The 23,414-nt window shown below is 45.3% G+C and carries 16 protein-coding genes and 1 pseudogene; 14 read left to right on the forward strand and 3 right to left on the reverse strand.

What is annotated here, in order from left to right:
* The 6 genes and pseudogenes from JWJ90_RS04320 to JWJ90_RS04345 all read left to right on the forward strand — a co-directional run.
* Positions 1-293, forward strand: a pseudogene (locus tag JWJ90_RS04320) (ISKra4-like element ISDau4 family transposase); the annotation flags it as partial.
* 980 nt (positions 294-1,273) lie between these two features.
* Entirely contained in the window at positions 1,274-3,463 is a 2,190-nt protein-coding gene (locus JWJ90_RS04325; protein WP_205225970.1) for a hypothetical protein, read from the forward strand.
* Between the two features lie 677 nt (positions 3,464-4,140).
* Positions 4,141-6,399, forward strand: a complete 2,259-nt coding sequence (locus tag JWJ90_RS04330; protein WP_205225971.1) for an nSTAND3 domain-containing NTPase — start codon at positions 4,141-4,143, stop codon at positions 6,397-6,399.
* Positions 6,400-6,970: 571 nt separating this feature from the next.
* The gene (locus tag JWJ90_RS04335; protein ID WP_338032288.1) at positions 6,971-8,338 is read left to right on the forward strand and encodes an IS4 family transposase; all 1,368 of its coding nucleotides are present in this window, start codon (positions 6,971-6,973) and stop codon (positions 8,336-8,338) included.
* A gap of 37 nt (positions 8,339-8,375) precedes the next feature.
* Positions 8,376-8,882 (forward strand): LysE family translocator, encoded by a 507-nt coding sequence (locus JWJ90_RS04340; protein ID WP_205225972.1) that lies wholly within the window; start codon positions 8,376-8,378, stop codon positions 8,880-8,882.
* A gap of 331 nt (positions 8,883-9,213) precedes the next feature.
* The gene (locus JWJ90_RS04345) at positions 9,214-9,621 is read left to right on the forward strand and encodes a hypothetical protein (RefSeq protein ID WP_205225973.1); all 408 of its coding nucleotides are present in this window, start codon (positions 9,214-9,216) and stop codon (positions 9,619-9,621) included.
* Positions 9,622-9,712: 91 nt separating this feature from the next.
* Here JWJ90_RS04345 and JWJ90_RS04350 read toward each other — a convergent pair whose 3' ends face one another.
* Both JWJ90_RS04350 and cls read right to left on the reverse strand, forming a co-directional pair.
* The gene (locus JWJ90_RS04350) at positions 9,713-10,429 is read right to left on the reverse strand and encodes a metallophosphoesterase family protein (protein ID WP_205225974.1); all 717 of its coding nucleotides are present in this window, start codon (positions 10,427-10,429) and stop codon (positions 9,713-9,715) included.
* A 172-nt stretch (positions 10,430-10,601) separates the two neighbouring features.
* A complete protein-coding gene (gene cls / locus JWJ90_RS04355; RefSeq protein ID WP_205225975.1) occupies positions 10,602-12,062 on the reverse strand; it encodes a cardiolipin synthase in 1,461 nt (486 codons plus the stop codon).
* 391 nt (positions 12,063-12,453) lie between these two features.
* On the opposite strand from cls, the gene argJ reads away from it, so the two are divergent.
* The 8 genes from argJ (at position 12,454) to JWJ90_RS04395 (ending at position 20,592) form a co-directional block, all read left to right on the forward strand.
* Entirely contained in the window at positions 12,454-13,638 is a 1,185-nt protein-coding gene (gene argJ / locus JWJ90_RS04360; RefSeq protein ID WP_205225976.1) for a bifunctional glutamate N-acetyltransferase/amino-acid acetyltransferase ArgJ, read from the forward strand.
* Positions 13,639-13,647: 9 nt separating this feature from the next.
* Positions 13,648-15,207, forward strand: a complete 1,560-nt coding sequence (locus tag JWJ90_RS04365; protein WP_205225977.1) for a CHAD domain-containing protein — start codon at positions 13,648-13,650, stop codon at positions 15,205-15,207.
* Complete coding sequence (locus JWJ90_RS04370) at positions 15,204-15,947, forward strand: ParA family protein (RefSeq protein ID WP_205225978.1); 744 nt, start codon at positions 15,204-15,206, stop codon at positions 15,945-15,947. The genes JWJ90_RS04365 and JWJ90_RS04370 overlap by 4 nt, the downstream gene beginning before the upstream one ends.
* The gene (locus JWJ90_RS04375; protein ID WP_205225979.1) at positions 15,944-16,444 is read left to right on the forward strand and encodes a SixA phosphatase family protein; all 501 of its coding nucleotides are present in this window, start codon (positions 15,944-15,946) and stop codon (positions 16,442-16,444) included. Before JWJ90_RS04370 ends, JWJ90_RS04375 begins: the two co-directional genes overlap by 4 nt.
* A gap of 204 nt (positions 16,445-16,648) precedes the next feature.
* The gene (locus tag JWJ90_RS04380) at positions 16,649-17,941 is read left to right on the forward strand and encodes a valine--pyruvate transaminase (RefSeq protein WP_205225980.1); all 1,293 of its coding nucleotides are present in this window, start codon (positions 16,649-16,651) and stop codon (positions 17,939-17,941) included.
* 14 nt (positions 17,942-17,955) lie between these two features.
* Complete coding sequence (locus JWJ90_RS04385) at positions 17,956-18,354, forward strand: DUF4177 domain-containing protein (protein ID WP_205225981.1); 399 nt, start codon at positions 17,956-17,958, stop codon at positions 18,352-18,354.
* A gap of 154 nt (positions 18,355-18,508) precedes the next feature.
* Positions 18,509-19,555 (forward strand): microcin C ABC transporter permease YejB, encoded by a 1,047-nt coding sequence (locus tag JWJ90_RS04390; protein WP_205225982.1) that lies wholly within the window; start codon positions 18,509-18,511, stop codon positions 19,553-19,555.
* Positions 19,555-20,592 carry an ABC transporter permease gene (locus JWJ90_RS04395; protein ID WP_205225983.1) on the forward strand — a complete coding sequence of 346 codons (1,038 nt, stop codon included), beginning with the start codon at positions 19,555-19,557 and terminating at the stop codon, positions 20,590-20,592. The genes JWJ90_RS04390 and JWJ90_RS04395 overlap by 1 nt, the downstream gene beginning before the upstream one ends.
* A gap of 286 nt (positions 20,593-20,878) precedes the next feature.
* On the opposite strand, the gene JWJ90_RS04400 is transcribed toward JWJ90_RS04395, so the two are convergent.
* A complete protein-coding gene (locus JWJ90_RS04400; RefSeq protein WP_205225984.1) occupies positions 20,879-23,380 on the reverse strand; it encodes a hypothetical protein in 2,502 nt (833 codons plus the stop codon).
* Positions 23,381-23,414 lie beyond the last annotated feature (34 nt).

The following is a 23,414-nucleotide window of genomic DNA, read 5'->3' on the forward strand; positions in this document are numbered from 1 at the left end:
GAACTAAGTTGGTAAACTACCTGACAAAGAACAAAGGCAGAATCGAGTATGGTCGTTTGCGGCGAGGTGGGTACCCGCTTGGCAGTGGAGCGATTGAGAGTGCCAATAAGTTCATCAGCAATATTCGCCTCAAGAGATCCGGTGCCTGGTGGAAAGTAGATTATGCAAACAACATCCTCAAACTGCGATGTGCCAAGTACAATTCAAAATTCGATTCCTTTTTCGAGGAGTATGAGCAAAACGCAAAGCAGCAGCGAGCATCACGTCCGAAGAGGATCCGACGGGTTAAATAATGCCATAAGTATCGGATGCTCCCTACCCGGAGAGCCTTGAGTCGCAAGAGTGGCGCCGGGTTCAACGCCCGGTTTCGATTATAAATTGGAAAAGTCTTGGCGGGGCGAGGCAAGACTCTGGTTCTTCAATCATGATTATCTTGCCCATCATCTCCTTGTGGTTTGACTTTTTCATTTTCATGAGGCAAGCCTTAGCGTAGGACAATGAACGTTCACCAACTCATAGGTGGCCACTGGATCGTTCAGCGCGTCTGTGATCACAATAAACACCTCTAAAACTGGGTAAAATCGAAATGAATTTAAAATTAGCTCAATTCGTCACGGTGTTTGGAATACTTATCATCGCATGTATAGCTGTAGCCAGAGAGGGAGTAAAAGCCTCATCCCCACAGGTGAAGCCTGTTGAAATTACCAGAGACAATATCTGGTATACTATAACGACGAAGGTGACAAACCAGAGTGACCGAGAAAGTGTATGCGTTACTCTTCAGGCGCTTGATTTTCAATCGGTTGAGGTCGATCACGTTAGCATATGTGCCAAAGTTCCAGTTAATGGCATTCGCATTTTAACGAAGAAAACCTTTTCGCCATTAGCAGACTGGAAACGCATCATTAGGTGGCAGCAGATAGATTAAAGGGTAATCATGGGGGGGTATCCGATGTTTATGGCAAACTGCTTGCGAGATATACTCCTGCAGACGGCAGCACAGGGGATGCCGTCTGCAGGACAGTGGCGAGCCTTTAAATCCCCACAACTGTCGGATACTCCCGTAATCATGAGCATTCACCAGCTCAAAGATGGCCGCGAGGTAATGCATCACGCCAAAGGAAAAAATGGTTTCAACTCCCAGTTTCAATAAATTGGAAGTATGTTGACCGATTAGCGCGGAAACTGAGGACGGTGAGATTGATCAAAACAATCGTGGTCAGACCTCAATTTATTTACTTGGGCGTGACACAGATTATAAAATTATTTTTAAATGACTTCATCTACTGCAGTTGAACAGTGCAGGATTGCTTACGAAAAGGTGTTCGAAAAGAATTTCATAGCATCAGATTTTCTTGGACAAGCTGCTGACTCGTGCTCGCACCTATACCTTGACGGTAAACCCAAAAAAAAGGGATTTACTCATCAGGTTCGAACCACAGCATTATGGCAATGCTCATTCTGGGCGAAACTAACTGATATCGGTTACCAATCTGATCCCATATCGCTTGCCCTTGGCCGCTCACTGCATTTCGGTTTAGTGGATGAAAAGTTATTCCAGCGTTTGCTTCAAACTGTACCTGAAACCCTCAAACGGGGAATACGATATTCCAGCATTTTTCTTTACCCAGATTCGCCTTCATGGACAGCTATTCTCTCTATAGCTGCCAACGGGGACGTTGATTTCCAACAGTTCATTAAAGTCTGCCAGATACTTCACGAGGAACTTCAGGAGCATAATAACCATATTCAAGACCTAAAAAAGGAATTGGAAGAGCTGACAATATTCGAGTATCTGCTGTACGGAAGCCTATTCACTTTCCAGAATTTAGTCCCCGAACGATTCGAATTACCAAAGAAAGATGATGGATACGTTGAGATGCATCAACGAGCTTGGGATGCGTTAAGTGAACTTCTCATATGGAAACTCAAAAGCAGGCCAGAAAATGATCTCCGGCTCAATGAACGATTCTTGGCAAAATCGCTTAAACGCCACCTGATACCATTATTGTTTCCAGGGGAAATTCCTCCGTCATTGTGCCTGAAAAATCTTGATTGGTTGAATGTTCTTATTGCTGCTGTGGCAGCACGGAATGATTTTCTACATGGAACGGTCTATGATTTCTGTTACGACGATGATTATCGATATCTTTTTGAGGGTGAGCATCTAACCCTTTATCCTGTCGAAATTCCGGAGGAATCTGAATGGGATTTTAACGGCAGAAAACTCTCTGCACTTCATACTTACTGGTTCAATCGGGCTTTTCTTTTTCACCTCCAGTCGGACCTAGCTACACAACAGTTTGGGTTACCAGAAAACGATGATGCAAACCGTCTGGCGCACATCAAAGCATGCCAGGTGTTTTTGCAATTGGATGAAGTATTTGGCTTAGAACCAGAAATTGTATTACCGGATGGCTCAAGGGTTGATCTGTTTAAGGCGATACATTCCCTCGAACTTATGACAGCATTTTTCAACTCGTCATATATCGCCAAATTTCAGGATTATCTGAAGGAAACTGGAAACTGGATTCCAGCGTTGTCCCAGCTGATGTTCGAAGGTCTCATGACTGAAGAAAATCGGTTTCCGTTAACCTGGGCAGAACCATCGGAAAAAGCTAAACGGATAAAATCGTGGACCGTTTCAGAGAGCCATCCCGATGGCGATCTCAGGATGGCAGAAAATATTTTGGAATTCTGGTCGAATGACCTGAAGGAATTGAGGGACAGCCTAGAGAAAGCCCCTACTCTACCGACACCTGAATTTCATGAACAACCGATAATCAAACTTGGTATGTATGGATTTCAGTTGCCGTGGTTAATGGCATCACAGAACAACTCAACCGCCGCCGTTAATAATTTACGAAGGATTAGATCTAGACGAAAAGAAAAAACGGATGAAACCCACCGCATCGAATCACGATTAGGTGATTTATTCAGAAACAAGGGATTTAATGTTCTAGAATCATACCAGCCAGATATCGAAGACGGTTATGATCCGGGCGAGGTCGACCTTATTTGCCATCAAGACGATCACATTTTAATCTTAGAAGTAAAATCGTCGTACCTAAGAAAAACAAAGCAGGAGGCTTGGGTCCATCGAACCATTACCTTACGAAAAGCAGCTCAGCAACTTCATCGCAAACAAACAGCCGTTCAAAAGGCCATTCTAAACGATAAAAAATTACAGTCTGATCTCCAGCTGAATACTGACACGAACAAGATCAAATTTTACTCCTGGATTGTGGACACCTCGATTGAACATGACCAGGAAATGATAGATGGATTTCTCAAGGTATCTCTGGAAGGTTTGATAGTGATATTTCGGAATGAACGGCAGTTTTTGGGCCGCAACCTGGTACTTGAGAAGGAAGTCGTTGAAGACGATTTGTTTCCTGAAGGGTTTAGTGTTCAACGATTTATTGAGATAGTTGAGAAAGGTGAACTGTGGGACACCATTTAGGATAGCAATTCATCTGTAAAACGGAGAAATTTGTTAATGGCAGACAATATAGAAATGAAATGTCCCGAGTGTGGACAGCAGTTAAGGTTCCCAAAGAATATCGGCGGCATGCTTATGGCTTGCCCTTCATGTGGTAAAAAATTTAGCTCTGATTTCAAATTGGGTGGTGTAAAAAGAAAAGGGCTATTACAAACCATTTTCGAACTGCCCAATGAAATATTGGGTCGTATATGTCGATATCTTAATTCGTAATAACTGGAAGCATGCCTTGATGACTATCGGAATTTCGGTGGTCGCTTTTCATCGGTGTGGTACAGAGATTTCCATATATTGGAACAATATTAACTCGAAGATCCATGAAATAATTAGGAAGATGGTAAATTTTGAGTCCTGTAAGTGTGCTTGACATTGTCCATGCCTTCTATGTTCAACAATTTCTTGTTCATGAATTGCAGGTGTCATAAGATTACCAAAAATCGGGGACGTGTAGATGAAAAGAATATATATAACATTAAAAAAACTGCTTGTCATTGAGCGGCTAAGAACGTGTGACTTAGCACCTTGCAGGATATAATCGCCCACAGGGATTCTGTCTTAATTTTTTACATTTTCAAAATTTATGTTATCGAGAAATAACATAATTAATTCATATGTGGTGGAGTTTACATAGAGATTATATGTATTATTTGGAAAATTTAAGCCCTCAAGATTTCGAAGAATTGTGCTGTGATATACTACAGTCGCATCTTCTGATAGAACTAGAACGATTCAAAGTAGGAAAAGATAAAGGTATTGACTTGAGGTGTTTAGAAAGCGACAAGTCAAAGATTATAATACAAGTCAAACATACACCTGGAAGCTATGGCGCTTCTCACAGATCCTCTTTAAAAAAAGAGTACACTTCTTTTTTAAAGCATAAACATAATCCATCAAGATATATACTAATAACATCAGCAAAATTATCAGGAGAAAACAAAAAAGAAATTAACAAAATATTTAATGGGCTCATTAAATCAGATAAAGATATCCTTGGCTATGAATTCATAGATGATTTCTTGCGCAACAACCCACAGATACTAAAGCAACATTACAAGCTATGGCTATCAAATTCAGAGACAGTAAGCTTGATATTGCATAATAAGGTTCATGGTAAATCAGAAGATTATTTATCCGGATTATTAGAAAGAAAAAACTATTTTGTTCAAACATCATCTTTTTCGGATGGAATTAATCTTTTGAAAAAGAAACGTACTCTTTTGTTACTCGGTGACCCAGGAGTAGGAAAAACATTTCACGCCGAGCTCATATGTCTATACTATATAACTAAAGGTTATGATTTCATATATGCAGAAAGTATCGATGAGGCTGAAGAAGTTTACGATAAATCAAAGTTACAGATATTTTTCATCGATGACTTTATGGGAGCTAACTTTCTAGAATTATTTAAAGAGAATACAGAAAATAAAATTTTACGCTTCATTAATAGAATTCAATCCTCAAATGAAAAATATGTAATTTTTTGTTCTAGAACGACCATATTTAATTCTGCACTTCAACGAGCTATTCATCTAAATGAAAAAAATATAGACAAAAAAAAGTTAATTTTAGAAATATCCCATTACTCAAATTTAAATAAGGCAAAGATATTATATAATCATCTCGTTTATAAAAAATTAAATGAAAGATATTTTGATATTATAAAAAACACAAAAATATATCTTGATATCGTGAAACACAAAAATTTTAATCCAAGACTAGTTGAGTTTATAACAACTGATGAGTTAATTGAAGATTCAAATGACAAGGAATATCTTGAGTTAGTAAGATATTATCTAGATCATCCAAGCGAAATTTGGCATTCAGCATTTGAGAACCAGCTTAATAATGAAAACAGGTGGCTTCTCCAAACATTATTTACTCACGGTGGTTCTTGTGAGGAATCAGTGCTCGAGGAGAGCTTTATCAAACGAGTTCAATTCGAAATAAAAAATTCGAATCATGTCCCAACATCATCACCGTATATAAATTCATTAAAAATATTACTTAATGGTTTTGTAACTCGCACTATTTCCCACTCTTATACAAAGAAAAACACTTCAACAACCGTAGCAGTTAAAAACCCTTCAATATCTGATTATCTCCTAAGTTATTTTTCAGGCAATTCATACTTACAACATAACACAATTTCATCTTGTGTGTACTTTGACCAGATCAAACATTTAGTCAAATCGAATATTATTAATCATTGTGAAACTGCAAAAATCATAGATAAAATTTTAAAAAATAAGTTAGTTTTCAAAAGCAGAAAAGATAACTCTTTTGAAGAAGAATTATTAGGTTTAATTTTCCTGTCAAATTTCAGGATAGAATTCAAAATAATATTGGAATTATTTCAAAAGTGTTTGAGTGATATTGGAAATAAGAACTATCAATTGTTGTTTGATACTCTCGAATATTTAATTAATAATTATTCTGTTGAATTCTTAATAAAACACGGACTGGATATCAAAAACACCTTTCACGTTATGTTGCTTAATGCAAATGATCTAGATATTATTGATAGGTTAATTGATGATGGTTCATTGTTAGAATTTGATGTGAAAGCACAATTTTTTGTCAGCCCTAGAAAAGAAATTATAAATAAAATCTATGAACTTTGTGAGCTTGAGGCTGATGTCATGCTTGCAGATGATGATGACTATTATAGAGCATTGTCACCATGGGAAGTTGAGAGTGCGGCAGATAATGTTAAATGCAAACTAAAATCGAGGGTTTCTGACTTCAACTTCATTAATATTGAAAAATTAGAAACATTCAATATTAACTACGACGATATCGCAATTGAAAATGAAATGCGTCGAAATGATGATTTTTTTAGTTCAAATAGTAGGGAGGGGGCTTCTGATGAAGATATCATGCGGGTTTTTAGTAAATGAGACACATAGCCAATCGTTTAAAACGTTAGCCTGATGGCTTACTCGTACGACGTGATCGCCGCCGTTTAACTTAACGTTACGAGTTACGATAACTCCTGTCGATCATGACCTTCGATAGACTTAATTTTAGGGAAGTTCCCGGTTCTCGTCTCCAGGCGAATGAGAACCCCGTTATGAAAGTAAGGAATTACTGATGACATTCACCACTATATGTCTTTACATTGTTACATGTTTCACGGTCACGGTTACCCCTGGCCCCACCATGTTGCTGGCACTCGCAAACGGGACATCTCGCAGTTGGCGTGTAGCCGGTATGGGGCATAGCCGTCAGGCTAAGGGATTTGTATTCAAATTAAACACGAAATAACAGTAAAATAGGCGCAAAAAACTTCCAAGGCCCCAGCCTCATAATGGCATTCCCTTTGCCGAGAATGATTACTAATCACTCTCGAAGGTTGGTGGTGCTTTAGCTTGATATTTCTAGGAAATATACTCGTTTTTTCAGTAAGTTGCATCGTTTTTTGCCATTAAGAGAGTTGAAAAAACCGAATTTCGACTGATTGAGGAATCGATCAGGAAACAGCTATGTTGCTTCTTTACCGAGCAGGAAATCGAATCTTTAGCTCGTGAGAGCAAGTTCGTCCAGCGCTCAGGCCAGTTAGGCGGTTTCACCTTCCTTTGTCTGCTGGCTTTTAACAGTGATGCATTGGCATTTGAGAGTCTCAATGATCTCACCGTCAAACTGGAATTGGATCACGACATATGTATCAAAAAGCAATCGCTGGACGAGCGCTTCAACCAGCATGCGGTTTCTTTTCTCACGGCAGCCCTCGCTGAACTCTTCAGCAAAAAGCTGGCCGGTGGAATAGCGACGTTGATAAGCTGTGACCAATTTGAAAGAATTTTGATTAAAGATTCTGTTTGTTTTCAGATAGATCAATCTTTATCCAAGTATTACCCCGGTAGTGGCGGCAGTGGCTCCGCAGCCAGTGTCAGGATCCAATTTGAATATGATTTAGTCTCCGGCAGCATCGTTGATCTCAGCCTGAATGCGTTTAACGACCAGGATGCAACCAATTCAACGCTGACCATTGATGTTGTTAGAGAAGGCGACCTTGTCATTCGTGACCTCGCGTATATGCATCTATCAGCATTGCGAGGTATCCTGCAGAATATTGGTGATTTTTTATGCCGTCTGCAAGCCAACAAAAACGTGTATCAGCTTCGAGGCAAGAAAAAGGTTAAGCTGCATTTTTCCCGGATCGTTCGAGCCATGGCCAATGCCGGAATCGAAAAATTCGAAGACTGGGTATTTCTTGACCAAAATCTGACATTACAGGTTCGCCTCTTCGTTTATCTGCTCCCTGAAAGCGTCTATCAGGAACGAATGCGTAAGGCTCATTTGAATGCCCAAAAGAAAGGGCGGCAATTAGGTAAAGAATTCAAAGCCCGAGCACGGCTCAACCTGTTTATCACCTCCGCGTCAGAGGAGTTGCTTAATATTCAAAATGCGTGGAAGGCATACACCTTGCGATGGCAGATTGAACTCGTCTTCAAGACCTGGAAATCGCTTTGGAAAATCGACAAGGTCAAGAAGGTAAAAAAGCAACGTCTTGAGTGCTATATTTACTCGAAATTATTCATCATTGTGCTCAGCATGGATATGTTATGGATAATGCATAACCTCATGCGTGGGCTCTATGGTAAAAATCTCAGCTTCTATAAAGCGTTAAAGACCTGGATCAGGTCGATTGACCAGTTCAAAGAGGCATTTTTTAACGGAATAGAAGCTGTGACGGTTTTTCTGGTTAAGTTCCTCAAGTTGAGCTGCCGGAAGCATTTGTTGGAGAAAAAGAAAAATGGCAACTATTCTCCAGAAATCATTCAAGGCCTTTTTATTCTGAGAATCGATGGGGAGCCAATACCATGTGCTGTATAATCAGGCCTGCCATGGCTTAGCCTGACGGCTATGCGGTATGGGGATTCTCGGCGCTGCCCTTTCTGACCTTCTGCTTATTGGTGCAGTTTCCGTAGGGTTGGGCGCATTGCTAGCTACATCTGAAGCCATATTCTCTACCGTCAAATGCATTGGAGTCGTTTACCTCGTGTGGCTTGCGATTCAATTGTGGTTCCATCGACCTGTCGCACTGGGGGCAAGCATCGGCAATTCAAGCTCAACGGCAACAAAAGCATTTTCCCGAAGCCTCTTAGTGTCGCTTTCGAACCCAAAGGGCTTGTTATTTTTCTCTGCTTTTCTGCCTCAATTTATAAACACTGCAGAGCCCCAAGCCATTCAATACCTAATCCTTGCACTCCTCACAGCAGCATTAGATATGGTCATTATGGCCTGCTACGCTGCAGGCGGTGCCCAAGCTACTAGATTTCTTACCCTGAAAGGTTTGCGTAAATTGAATCAAGCATGTGCGTCTGCCTTGCTATCGCTTGCTCTATTTTTGGCATTATATCGTAGATCAAATACATGATTGCTACTAGGCAATCTCTCCCCCAGCGGTGGGGATTTTAGGGACAGAATACGACTTTTTATCAATAACATTCTGCGGGAAAGCCCCAGATGTTCGCGTTCAGAGTCAATTCTGCTCCTGTAGTTCGTGACTCTCGGCTATTTCAAAATCTGAATCAACTGGCCGACTGTACTTCAAAAATATTCACCTGAGCACGATTTTTGTGGTACTCCTTTTCCGACAGTTTTATAGGGAGAGGTGGTCAGTTATTAAAATTAAACATATTCACCGGATAGAGTCTTGCTGAGTTTTTTAAAGACGTATCTCTAACCATGGAAGGGGGCTTAAAGCTATGAGCGCAACCATACAGGAGTTGGAAGAATTTATTACAGACTGGAAAGCCACGGAAGAGGGGAATAAAGACGGATTTATTTGTTTAAAAGAGCAGTTAAGTGCACAGGCAAAAGGGGTGATGGAATTTCACCCACGACCAGGCGTTACCTATTCCCTGCGTGGTACGGTTCCTGGCAATGAGCGGTCGTTGTATGTCATGGTCGATGTGATCGAAGATGAGCCTCGCTGGCTCTCTGTCTGTTTTTTTGGGGATATGATTAGCGATCCGCAGGAGCTTGGCTCCTTTGTACCTGGAGGTCTTTTAGGGAACGATGCCGTCTGTTTTGATCTTGAGGAATGCAGTGAAGAGCAGTTGCAATATGTGGCAGCTCGAATTGATGAGGCCTATGCGAGTGCTGTGAAATAACGAATGAGTGTCCATCCTGAAACGGTCTTTTCGGATTCGGGGGTTATCTGAACTTGAACCAAAATCCCCATTTCAGAACGGACACGGCGAATTAATTGAGTTTTTTCCCTGCGCGAAACATGTCACCGTATGCTGGTGGAAGCTTACTTTTTCCCAGTGCATCAATGACGGCATCGATATCATAAGGGCAACGGTAGTGTTTCACCTCTACGTTGCCTTTTTTTATTTTTAAAAGAGCGAAGGATGCCTGTGGGTTGCCATCAAACATGCGGCCAACAGAACCAGGATTAATAAAATGTACTCCCCCAATGTATTTATGATAGGGAGTGTGGGAATGGCCAGTGATAACGATTTCGCAGTGGGTTTTCTTGGCAAGCTCTTTAAAACGCTTATCCGGTGTATCGGCAAAAAGAAATTCTTCGTGTTCTGCAGGGCTGCCGTGATAGAGCCCGATGAAACTATGGCCGAGCCGCAGGAGTTTTTTCTTTTTCTGCTCAAGAAGGTAGGCCGCGTTTTCTTTGCTGAGTGCCTCCGCAGTGCTGGTATACATGATCCGTTTTTCTGGATTAGCCGGTTTTTTAAAATTTTTTCCTTTCAGGAGTTTGATCACTCTATCGTCGGTGTTGCCCCGGATGGTAAAGGCTTCATTATCACGTAACCAATCAAGCGTCTGATTGGGAAAGGGCGCATAAACAAGGCTATCGCCACAGTTGAGCACATAACTGATGGTATGTTTTGAGACCGCCTCGCTGACAGCAGCCAGCGCAGGATAATTGCCATGAATGTCACTGATGAGCAAAATTTTCATAGAGAGTCACTGTAAACGAATAAAAATAATAATGCAGCCCGAATGTTTTGTTGCAGGGTCCCTGGCCCGAATTCGAACGAAAGGGCATCTTGAATAATTGCTTTCTCTGCCAATCCCTCGGTGTCTGACGCTTACCTGTCCTTGATTGAACAATCTAATAATTCAAGACACCCTAAAGTAAGGGACTCACCAACAATGCAGCATTTTCTAACAATCGCTCGCCAAAGGAGCGGTTAGTAAATTGATCGCCATCAAAACCAATGGTTTGCTGCAGATACTCTTGCTGCAGTTTACGGACCTGCCGAGTGAAGTCCTGGTTATACACAAAGAGTGTCATCTCAAAATTGAGCCAGAAGCTACGCATATCAAGATTCACCGAACCAAAGAGGCAAAAATCACCATCAACGGTAATGGTTTTTGCGTGGAGTAATCCTCCGGTAAATGCACGGATATGCACACCTGCCTGCGTGAGGCCATCATAACGGGCACGACTGGCATAATGAACCAGTAATGAATCATTTTGCTGAGGAACGATAATCCACACCTGAACACCACGTTGTGCCGCTGATTGCAGGGCTGCGTTGAGGGCGTTATCAGGCACAAAATAGGGAGTGGTCAAGACAATTTCTTTCCTGGCGGCGTATATAGTTGTCAGCAGGAGATTGTGAATCGTATCTTCACCGTAGCCAGGGCCGGATGGGGCCAACTGGACCAGGGCTTCGCCTGTGTCTTCTACCGGATGCAATTCATCGGTAATACCACTTTTACTGAGTTGCTCTCCCTGTTCCAGTAACCAGTCAAAAAAGAAGGTCACCTGGAGAAGTTCTACCACGGGGCCGGTAACACGTACCATGACATCCACCCAGGCGCCCACTCCTGAATCCTGTTTAAAAAAACGTGGATCGACCAGATTTTGCGAACCTGTGTAGGCAATCGTTCCATCAATTACAGCAATTTTGCGGTGATTTCGTAAATCAATGCGCATGAACAGGGCTCGGATAAGTCCTGCAGGCAGGGCCTCTGTAATTTCCACACCTGCTCGCCGCAGCACTTTTGCCTGGCGGCTTCGCAAGAATTTTTTTGAGCCAATACTATCCAGTAACAGGCGGCAGCGGACTCCACGCCCACTTGCGGCTAAAAGTTCATTGAGCAGTAGATCAACCAACCCTCCCTTGCTCAAAATATAAAATTCAAGGGAGATATTGGCTTTGGCCTTGCGGATATCCTTAATGAGTAGGGAAAAAAATTGCGGGGCTGAGTCGAGGAGTTCCAGTTGGTTCCCCCCCATTGTGGGGATACCTGTGGTTGCATACACCTGATGGTTGAGTGGAAGGCGTTCCGGGTTCACACCGGACCAGTCGATCTGCGGATGATGCATCAGGGTGGTTGACCATTGCCGGATCATGGGGCGGCCTGTAACCAGGCGAGCCGCCCTGCGCTCACCAAGTCGCGTTTCACCAAAGAGCAGGTAGGTTATTGCACCGGCAAAGGGGAGGAGTAATACGATCACCAGCCAGGCTATCGACACCGAGGGGGCGCGTTTGCGCATAATGACTCGTATCGACAGACCAACACGGATGGCCAGGTCGATAAGAAAGATCGAGCTGGTCAGCCCCCAAGCAAAACTCCCCATCTCTTAGTTACTCGAAAAAAACGAATAAAGAGGGATGGAGGGGCGAAGCGAGAACAGGTGTGAAAGGAAGCGGTGTCAATACAATCAATTCCAGGAATGAAGTTATTCAAGAAGGACGGCAAACCTAAAATTCCCATAAATCCGCACTTGGTCAAGGAAAATCCGCTTTCTTGGTGATCGGGCTTTCAATTTAAAGGCTATCTGGTAGAGTAGGGATAAATTTCTGCTATTAACTTGAGGGGTTGTTCCATTGTCACCGAGTGATATCTTTATGAGGTGGGGAGCTGGCCCTGAGGATGAAAAGTGGGGCCAATATTTTGTTGATATGAGCTCTTAGGGTAGAAATAGCTCGTTTATTTGCTCATTTATTTTTTTTACATGAGGACGTCTCATGCAGGTTCAAGGTTTTAAAGCCGCTGCGGTTGCAGCAGGTATTCGGTATGCCGATCGGCTCGATCTGGGCATGATTTTTTCTACTACCCCAGCAGTTGCAGCCGGTGTCTTTACGATGAACACCGTTAAGGCAGCGCCAGTCTTGTTGGATCAACAACGTTTACTAACCGGCAAAGCACAGGCAGTCCTTGTTAACTCCGGTAATGCCAACGCATGTACGGGGCAACAGGGGATGGACCTGGCCGTGGCCACCGGATCCTTTGCCGCCAAAGCCCTGAATATTGACCCCGGCCTGGTTCAGATTGCCTCGACAGGGGTTATCGGTGAGCAGATTAAAGAAGAGCCCTTTGAGCGTGCCATGCCTGGGTTAGTCAAAGCGCTTTCAGCAGATGGGTTCGATGACCTGGCCAAGGCGATCATGACCACTGACCTGGTCCCCAAGATAGCAACCGCTACAATTGATGTTCTGGGAACAGAGGTCTCCCTTTTGGGCGTGGCTAAGGGGTCGGGTATGATCATGCCCAATATGGCGACTATGCTCGGGTTTATTGTCACCGATGTTGCCATTGAGCAGCCCTTACTTGATCAGTTGCTCAAAGTCGCTGTCGAACGAAGCTTCAATCGAATCACCGTTGATGGCGATACATCGACAAACGACATGGTGCTGGTCATGGCCAACGGTGCGGCCGGTAATACCGCTCTGAGTGATCCTAACTCAGAGGCGGTTCATGATTTTGCAGAAGCACTCAATAGCATCTGTCTTGATCTTGCCCGCAAAATTGTTGTCGATGGTGAGGGCGCCACAAAATTTGTTACCATTCGCGTCACCGGCGCAGAGAGTGAGGCAAGCGCTGTACAAGCCGCGCGCACAATTGCCAACTCGGCACTTGTAAAAACAGCCTTTTTTGGTGAAGACGCCAACTGGGGGCGAATAATTGCTGCTCTTGGCCGTTCTGGCTGCTCTTTTCGCCAGGAAAATGTTGCCATCAGTTTTGATGCGGTACAACTGGTAAAACAAGGCCTCTTTATTGGAGGGGATTGCGAAGAGGAGGCCACAAAAGTCATGAAACAAAAAGCATTTGACGTCACTATCGATCTGGGTGAGGGGGAATGCTGCGGGGAGGTCTATACCTGTGATTTCTCCTATGACTATGTCAAAATTAATGCAGATTATAGAAGCTGAGAGCGTTTTATGAATCCAAACTCCCCAGAAACCTGGTTGATTCCGGAGGACCTTCATATTGACGATCTGTTTGCATCGCTCAAGGAAAAATTCGCCCTTGATGTGCTGCCTGAGTATTCCGCAAAGATCGAATATGTCGATACCTTTGACTGGGAGCTTTACCGGGAAAAATATCTTCTGCATAACAATGCTGGGTCCTGGAGCCTTTATCATGAAAATACGTGCAGTCTGACGCTTGAGAAAGGCGGTCCTAAACTTGATTCTCCATGCTTTAGTTCCGACTTTCCTCCTGGTCCGCTGCGTGATGTTTTGACGCCAATTCTGGGGATTCGTTGCCTACTCCCTGTTGCCACAGTCCTGCTCGCAGGTCAGGAGATCCGCCTTTTAAACAGAGACGAAAAAACAGTTGTGCGGCTGATTATCGAGAGGCAGCAACCTGAGGGACAGGCATACAGCTATCGGTTAGTGCGCCTTGTAGCCGTTCGGGGATATGATAAAGAACTGAGTGCAGCGCAAGAGATACTCGAAGAAAATGGTATAGTTGAAGTCGTCTCTGCTCTCATTGGTTTTGAGGAAGCCTGCCGTTGTGGAGGACGCTATCCCCTGGATTACAGCTCAAAATTTCAAATACAGTTGAGTCCCAGGAGTACGGCCCGAGAGGCCATCGGCTCCATCTATCTGGAACTTCTAGATAATATGCGGATCAATATTCCAGGAGTGATGGCCGATTGGGATATTGAATTTCTCCATGATCTGCGGGTGGCGATTCGGCGAACCCGTTCTGGCCTGAGTTTGGTCAAGCAAGTCTTGCCTGATGCTCTTGTGAGCCGCTTTAAAAAAGAATTTGCCGCATTGGGAAGTGTTACCGGTCCTACGCGCGATTTGGATGTCTATCTCAAAGATCGCCAAAAATATCTTGATAGGCTGCCTCCGGCGTTGCAACCTGGACTCGAGCTCTTTTTTGATCAGTTGGCCAAGAAACGTCAGGCTGAACAAAAGAAACTGGTCCGCCATCTTCGAACCAAAAAAATCTCCATTTTGTTTGACGATTGGCAACGCAGTATAGAACAGGAAGAGTTGCATCCCGCACCAAAAGCTCAGATGCCGGTGCTCTCTGTGGCCAACCCAATTATTTTTAAGCATTATAAACGGGTTCTCAAAACAGGGTTGTCTGTCGATCGAACCTCACCAGATGACGATGTCCATGCGTTACGGATTCAATGTAAAAAACTCCGATATTCCATGGAGTTTTTCGCGAGCCTTTATCCGAAAAAAGAATTGCAGGTCGTGATTAAACACTTGAAAAAGCTTCAAGATATTCTTGGCATTTTTAATGATCTCTATGTGCAGCAGACCATGGTCCTGGAGACCTTGGGAGCCTTGAACCAGGAGCGACCCACCAAAACAAATCTTTCAATCTCTGCAAGCCTTGGCGGACTGTTGCAAAGTTTGTATCAGGAACAGGAGGAAGTGCGATATCATTTTAAGGAAGCCTTTATCCAGTTCACCGATGAGGAAACAACGACCCTTTGCCATCAACTCTTCAAGAAAAAGCAGGTGTCGAAATGAGTATACTTGCCGTATATAATATTAAAGGTGGCGTCGGGAAAACCGCCACCTCTGTTAACCTGGCGTACCTGGCCTCGATTCAGCGAAAGACCCTGCTCATTGATATGGATCCACAGGGATCGGCTTCCTACTACTTCCGTATCCGTTCACCGGAAAAATTTGGCACCAAGAAACTGCTCAAAGGCGGCAAACATATAGAAAGAAATATTCGGGGGACTGATTTTCCCAATCTGGATATGCTGCCCGCCGATTTCTCTTACCGCAATATCGATATAGCGCTGGACGACTGCAAAAAATCCCAGACTCGGGTCAAAAAAATTTTGGAACCCTTAGAAGAGGAGTATGAGCAGATAATCCTTGACTGCCCCCCGAATCTGACACTGCTTTCTGAGAATATTTTCTATGCAGCCGACCAGATTCTGGTCCCTGCTATACCCACCACACTTTCCATCCTCTCTTCGGAGCAACTCTACGCCTTTTTGGATGAAATTGGTCTTGGCCACGATAAAGTACGTATCTTTTTCTCCATGGTTGAGAAGCGCAAGCGGCTGCACACCGAGGTTATCCAGTCCATGCAGGGGAAGCCAGGTGTGCTGACTTCCAGCATACCGTATTTGACCGATGTTGAACGGATGGGGGTTTACCGCATGCCTGTTACCGCGAGCCATCCCAATGCAACAGCCTCAAGAGCCTATCAGCAACTCTGGGACGAAATTCAGGACGACGTACAGGCACAATGAAACGGCTGCTTATCTGTCGTCATGCCAAATCAAGCTGGAAGGACCGGAGTGTAAACGACTTTGACCGGCCCTTGAACAAACGAGGCAAGCACGATGCGCCAATCATAGGGCAGCGTCTACGTATTCATGGTCTGGTGCCTGATCTGATTCTTTCAAGCCCGGCCCAGCGAGCCCTAACCACTGCCCTGACCTATGCGCAGGAACTCGGGTATCCGCAGGAGAAAATAGCCACCAACCAAAGTCAATACGCAGCAAGTGTTGCCCGTTTACTCGCGCTCATCCAGGAAACCGAGGCCTCGGTGGTCACCCTGATGATGGTGGGGCACAATCCGGAAAGCACCATGCTTGCCAACTTCCTTTCAGGATTACGTATCGAAAACATCCCCACCTCGGGTGTTGTCGCTCTGGAGTTTGCAATCCAGTCGTGGAAAGAGATTCAGGGGGCAGAGGGACGTCTTCTGGAGTTTGAATATCCTAAAAAGCAATCCACAGTGTAAGAATCATCCAATTATGCCAGTGAAACCCACAGGGCAGGTGCCGAACTGTATGCTCTGTAAACATTTTTTCATCACCTATGAACCAGCACGTCCTCGAGGTTGTCGAGCCTACGGGTTTAAAAGCAGTGCCATGCCCTCACAGGTCGTTCTCTCCAGCTCGGGTTCTCCCTGTCAATTTTTTACCCCCCGATCCAAAAACTGAATATGAAGCTCTCTGCCTTTGGTGAAAAATTCTCCGCAGGTGCCGGTATCCTTTCGCTCATGGATGACCTGGGGCGTGCCGTGGCTGATCCCCAAGCGATTTTGATGGGGGGAGGAAACCCTGGGTATATAGAAGAGATAGGGAAGGTCATGCGGCAACGATTGCAGACCATGATCGATGATGAGCAAATTTTTAAAAAGCTCATTGGATTGTATGATCCCCCACAGGGGGATTCCGGTTTTTGCCGTGCTTTGGCACAGCTGCTGCGTGAGCAGTATGGCTGGCCCATCACAGAGGAGAACATTTGCCTCACCAGTGGCAGCCAATCTGCTTTTTTTCTGTTGTTCAATCTTTTTGGTGGCAAAACAAGCACAGGTGAGTACCGAAAAATACTGCTGCCCATGGCGCCTGAATACATTGGCTATGCCGATTTAGGAGTTGAAGAAGATCTTTTCACCTCGGTACGACCAAAGATCGAAGAGATAGACGAACATACTTTCAAGTATCGAGTCGATTTCGACGAAATTGAGATTGGTCCGGATATTGGTGCTCTTTGCGTATCAAGGCCAACAAACCCCACTGGAAATGTACTAACCGATGCGGAAATTGATGAACTCTCCCACCTCGCCACCCTGCATGATATTCCTTTAATCATTGATAATGCCTACGGGCTCCCCTTTCCCTCAATGATGTACACCGAGGCAAAGCCGGTCTGGAATGAGCAACTCATCCTCTGCATGTCGCTCTCAAAATTTGGCCTGCCTGCTGCCCGCACAGGAATCATTATAGCCGACAAAGAGATCATCCGTCGGGTTGCCAGTGCCAATGCAGTTATCAACCTGTCCACGGCAAGCTTTGGAGCCATGTTGGCAACTGAGATTGTCGCCAGCGGAAAGATTATTCAACTCTCCCAGGAGATCGTCCGCCCCTTCTATCAGAAGAAGATGGAATGGACACGCAAGTGTATAGCCAATGAATTTTATAACTTTCCGTATAAAATTCATGTGGCCGAGGGAGCAATGTTCCTCTGGGCCTGGTTTCCCGGGCTTCCGATTACCAGTCGCCAGCTTTATGAACGGTTGAAAGAGCGCGGGGTCGTCGTGGTCTCCGGAGATTATTTTTTCCCAGGATTAGAACCAGGCTGGCAACACACCCAGGAGTGTCTGCGGATTACTTATGCCCAGGATGATGCGTCCCTTGCCCGAGGCATCCGTCTCATTGGCGACGAACTCCGGGCTGTGTATGCCCAAACTCAAATGAACTCATACCCCCTGAAAGAACAATTTCTTCAATAAACGGAGAGGCTGTGATGATGTGGCAATATCAAACGGTCCTGTTTGAATTTTCCAAGAATGGACTTCTTGGTGATCGCTATATGGATGATGAGGAAATTGAAAAAACGCTCAATACCCTCGGACGAGAAGGTTGGGAACTGGTCAATGTTTCCCTGCTTGAAGATGGGCTGCTTGCCATTTTAAAGCAGCCGCTCGCTGGCCAGCCAGGCCCCTCCATTCAGGAAGAATCCTCCAGGGAGCCAGCAGAGTCGGGCCCTCTTGTTGGTTTTTCGAGCCAATCTTCCGAGACGTCGATTCCTCAAGAAACACCCACGTATGCCAAGCACCCTGAGCACTTGAAGAGCGCAGAACATTCGCTGTCCAAGCCCCAACAACAGGATGATGATCTTGTTGGAGGTATTCGTATTTCCTGAAAAGATGGAGGCTGACGGGTGGGCTTACGTGCCGATGGTGAAACTGAACAGTACAATATTTTTTTTGAAATTTCGTCAAATTAGACTGATAGCTTCTTCTGTAACCAACCGCTGCCACGGATTCAGGGTAGCTTAAGGTGAGCTGATTCATACAATGGCCCTCTACATTCTGAAACGACTTCTTTTGATGATCCCTACGCTGATAGGGGTGATGCTTCTGACTTTTATTGTCACCCAATTTGTGCCTGGCGGACCGGTTGAGCGGATGATGGCCCAGCTCAGTGGGTATGGGGCAGGGAAGGAGGCAGCAGGCAGTACCAGCCTTTATCAGGGAAACAAGGGGCTTGATCAGGAGCGGGTTGCCCAACTGAAAAAACTGTATGGGTTTGACAAACCTCCGGTACAGCGTTTCATCGAGATGATGCGCAGTTACCTGGCCTTTGATTTTGGTCAGTCCTACTATCACCACATGAGTGTGGTGGAACTGGTCGTCTCCAAGCTCCCTGTGTCCATGTCGCTTGGACTGTGGAGTTTTCTCATTGTCTATTCTGTCTGTATTCCTCTGGGCATAGCGAAGGCCGTGCGGGATGGTTCCACCTTTGATGTAATCTCCAGTACGGCTATTCTTATCGGCTATGCTATCCCCGGCTTTGTCCTTGGTATCGTTTTGATCGTGCTTTTTGGTGGAGGGAGTTTTTTTAATGTCTTTCCCCTGCGGGGGCTCGTCTCGGATAACTGGCAGGAACTCAGCCTTGGGGCTAAAATTCTTGATTACCTCTGGCATATGATCCTGCCTATTATAGCCTCGACTGTGGGGAGCCTGGCCGTCATGACCCTTTTGACCAAGAATTCGTTTCTTGAAGAAATTCGCAAACAGTATGTGGTGACAGCCCGGGCAAAAGGGCTTGAGGAAAGGCAGGTTCTTTACAAGCATGTTTTTCGCAATGCCATTATCCCTATTATAACGGGATTTCCCGGCAGCTTTATAACCGCCTTCTTTACGGGCAGCCTTTTGATAGAAACAATCTTTTCTCTGGATGGTATGGGGCTTTTGGCTTACGAGTCTGTTATGAATCGCGATTATCCGGTCGTGTTGGGAACACTCTATTTTTTCACCCTTATCGGATTGATATCGAGACTCTTATCAGATCTTTCCTACGTGCTCGTCGACCCGCGAATCAGTTTTGAGGGGCATCAGTGATGAGGGCAGCACGAGCGGGAAAGGGGACAAGCCTGGCGCGCAGTAGGTGGAAACGATTCAAAAAAAATCGGCGGGGCTATTACTCTCTTATTCTTTTTCTTATTCTTTTCGGACTCAGTCTTTTTGCTGAGCTGCTCAGTAATGATACACCGCTCTATATTCATTACCAGGGGGCTTCGTATTTCCCATTGCTGAAAATGTACCCAGAGACAACCTTCGGTGGAATATTCGAGACTGAGGCTGATTACCGCGACCCATTTATCCTGGATCGGTTGCATCAAAAGGGCAATTTCGTTCTTTTTCCACCCAACCCCCATAGTTTTAACTCAATCAATCTGAACCTCGATCGACCAGTCCCATCACCTCCCTCAGGAGAAAATTTTCTCGGCACAGATGACCGTGGTCGGGATGTACTTGCGCGGTTGATCTATGGATTCAGGTTGAGTGTGCTTTTTGGCGCAGCGTTGACTGCCGTTGGTACCCTGCTTGGAATCATGGCAGGATCGGTACAGGGATTTTTTGGTGGGAAGACGGATCTTGTTTTTCAGCGCTTTATCGAGTTGTGGGGCTCCATGCCCGAACTCTATCTGCTTATTATCTTTGCTTCGATCTTCAAGCCCTCCATGCTGTTGTTGTTAATCCTGCTTTCCCTCTTTGGCTGGATGGGACTTTCTGATTATGTGCGCGCCGAATTTCTTAAGGGCAGAAATATGGAGTACGTCAAGGCGGCCAAGGCCCTTGGGGTGAATAATTTCACCATTATGTATCGGCACCTGCTGCCTAATTCCATGACGCCGGTCATTACCTTCCTCCCCTTTCGCATGTCGGGTTCCATTCTGGCTCTGACGAGCCTTGATTTTCTTGGTCTGGGGGTTCCCCCATCAACGCCAAGTCTCGGGGAGTTGCTCGCCCAGGGGAAAGCAAATATTGATGCTTGGTGGCTCTCTCTTTCCACCTTTGTGGTTCTGGTGGGAACTCTGGTCCTACTCATCTTTATTGGAGAGGCACTTCGCGAGGCCTTTGACCCCAGGAAATAAGCAGAACCCTCAAGGATCCATGGAGGAGCCGCACCCCTCCGTGTCACCTGTTCAAGATAAAAGGGTGTCTTGAATAATTAGATTTTTCAAGCAAGGTCAAGGCATGCTTAAAATTTTACCGCAGGCATATGATTGATATTCCGAGGATAAAATTTTAAGCATAACGCCGAGATTGGAAGAAAAAGCAATTATTCAAGATTCCCAAAAAAAGAGCGGGTCCATATTTGAACCCGCTCTTAGGTGTATACACTCTATTGGTTTGCTTTCCCTGAACGGGAAGATCTACTCAGTGATGATGCTCTAAATGGTGACGAACCATGGCAAACTCATCATTTATATACTGTTTGAGCTGCGCCAATTCAAAATAGAGTTCCTTGGCACTGTACTGTACTTCCTGCGCTTCATTTTCTTCGGCAACAGCAGGGACACGAGGCATGAACTTGGCTGCATCCTGCATCCAGCGATTAAAACGCGAGATTGCGGTGGTCAAAGTCTTGGCAGAGACCTCCTTGCCCATCAACTGCTCGTACAGATAATTGACCAGTTTTTCGGTGTCGGCCGCACTCTTGGCCGGAAGCCTGGAGAGCATGGTCACCACGGACTGCAACAGCTCAGCTAACGATGTGTGTTCCGCAGAAGGACTGGTTTTCTGTAGCGAGGCAAGCAGTTCTTCGGCCTGGGTGAGTTTTTCCCGATCAAGGGCTCGAACAGCCGCTGGCAGGAGCGCACCGAGGGTCGCCACCTCTCCTTCAAAATCAGAGGACTCGGAGGATTCTTCCGCTGTGGCCTCGTCAAGAGTGGCCTCCAGTGCTTCGGTCAGTACGTCTGGCTCGATTTCCTCTGTGGCCTCAACATCTGTCCCTGGTTCGGTCGTCTCAAAGAAGGCATCCAGTGCTCCGGAGAGTTCGCTGCTCTCCTCGGCAGGCGTACTGCTCTCAAGAGAAGCTGGCGCAGACTCTGCTTCCGACGCTTCCTCGGTTTCGTTAAGCGCAGGGGCAATATCGGTTTGCTCGGCAACTTCTTCAGACTCATCGCCAAAGAAAAAGTCGAGTTTTTCTTCGATCTCATCAAGAGGTGATGCACTTAAAGAGGCCACAGTATCTTCTTCAGAGAATCCAGAGTCTTCATTACTGTCGGCCAAAGCTGCTATCGGGCCGGTTTGTTCGTCAAAAAAGAGTGAATTTTCGTTTTCTTCAGCCTCCTGGCCTGTGCTGGTTTCCTCTGGCGCCTCTTTATCGGCATCAAGAAAGAAACTGTCAAGCTTGCCATCTATATCAAGGGTGATCTCCTCGAGCTCAGGTGTCTGCTCAGCGGTCTCGTCTTCCAATGAAAACTCAACGTCTGCTAAAGCAGCAATCGGCTCTGCACCGGAGTTGGCTTCAGATAAAGATGCAACAGCTTGTTTCTCTGCATTTTTTTCATCGTCGTTTGTGGCTTCATCATCTGCAAAAAGAAAATCAAGCTGCGTTGCCAGGTCCTCATCGGCCTCTTGAGACTCACCTTCTGCCGTATTACTGTAACCTGACACTTCTTCGCTATCGGACAGGGCGGGTGCAAGCCCACGTTTTGAACTCAGTTGAGCCCCAATGAGATCATCGGCAAGTTCGTCGTCAACAGGGTGAATGGCATCCGGGGGAAGGATTTCATCTGGATATTGCTCATCTGCAGTTTCCATGGCTGGCTTGGACTCCAAACCAAAGATTGAGTCAAGTTCGTCACCAAGAGAAATCTCTTCATCAGCAGTCTCGGCTTCGGGTTCTGCTGACACATGGGGGGCGGCCTGAGGAGAAAGCTCGACAGCTTCCTCCGGCTCTACTTCCGGCACCTCTGTGATCGGACTACTGATTTCATCGACTACACCGGCAATCATTTCCTCATCAATGTTTTGTCCAGAGCTCGGTGCTGCGATTTCCATTTTTAGATTGTTGAGCCTGTTAATACATCCCACCAGTAATTCTTGGGTCTCAGAATCAGAGGCTTGCTCATCTGAGGCGACTTTTTCAAGCGCCTCATTAAATGAGTGAAGCAGTGTAAAGGCATCAGGGTGTGAGTTGGCTCGTTCTTCAGCAATATAGTCTCCAAGAGCCTGTAACCCTTGAAGGAGTACAGTTCCTGCTTTTTTATCGGCCAGATTTTTCTGGCAGGCTTCAAGATGGGTGTTGAATTGCAGTAAACTTTCATTGGTCACCTCCCAATCAAGTCCAAGTATGGCCGCCTTGAGCAACTGAGTAGCTTGAGGTGTCTCTGGATGAACAGGGACGGTGGCTTGGTCGTCATGGGCAGGGATGATGGCAATCTCTTCCTCGGATCCAGACTCGGCGAGGTCGCTTTGAGTAATCTGGTACTGGAGGATTTTAAATTTGCGAACATCGCCTTTGAGTAACTGGGTTATCTGATCTCCAGTTATGTCGGGCGATGAAATAATTTTTTCAAAATTATAGAAAAAGGTGAGCAGGAGTTTTATGGAGTTCGGGTGAGCATAGGCGCCTTTTGTCTGGATGTAGTTACCAATTTTCGCTAACCCTTGAAGATAGACCTCCGCAACCTTATCTCCCTCCCACATGGGGCCGAGGGAATCGACTTCATCGGAGAGCTCTTGGAGTATCTCGTCGTTAATTTCCCAGTCCAGTGAAAGAATGATCGATTTAAGTCGAGTCAGTGGTGAAGATTCCTCACTGCTAAACTCAAAAAGATCGACATCCTGAGTATCAAACGACTCATTGGCAAAGAGTGTCAGGTCTTCGAAATCTTCAGACTGGGTATAATTTTCACGTTGCGAATTTTTCATCCTACCGGCTCGGGTCTGGTGGCTTTGGTGGGGT

Source organism: Desulfobulbus rhabdoformis (assembly GCF_016919065.1).
In the GTDB taxonomy this organism is placed as follows: Bacteria; Desulfobacterota; Desulfobulbia; order Desulfobulbales; family Desulfobulbaceae; genus Desulfobulbus; species Desulfobulbus rhabdoformis.